This is a genomic window from Pseudomonas sp. SIMBA_067, assembly GCF_046534675.1.
Lineage (GTDB): Bacteria > Pseudomonadota > Gammaproteobacteria > Pseudomonadales > Pseudomonadaceae > Aquipseudomonas > Aquipseudomonas putida.
Map to the genome: position 1 here is coordinate 1 of NZ_JAWRYH010000688.1, position 261 is coordinate 261.

1 pseudogene is annotated in these 261 nt (G+C 62.5%); it reads left to right on the forward strand.

Going from position 1 to position 261, the window contains the following annotated elements:
• A pseudogene (locus SB765_RS30890) lies at positions 1 to 261 on the forward strand (beta-(1-3)-glucosyl transferase); the annotation flags it as partial.

Consider the following 261-nt stretch of genomic DNA (forward strand, 5'->3'; position numbering starts at 1 on the left):
CGGGTGACCTTGGGCATCTGGATCAGCCCGGACCTTGAGCGTAACGAACGCGAAATCCAGCGCGCCATCGAGATTGCCAACAGCTCGCGCAGTGTCGTGCGCGTAGTGGTGGGTAACGAGGCGTTGTTCCGCGAGGAAATCACCCCGGAAGCACTGATCGTGCTGCTGGACCGGGTGCGCGCCGCCGTGAAAGTGCCGGTGACCACCTCCGAGCAATGGCATATCTGGGAGAAGAACCCGCAACTGGCCAAGCACGTCGAC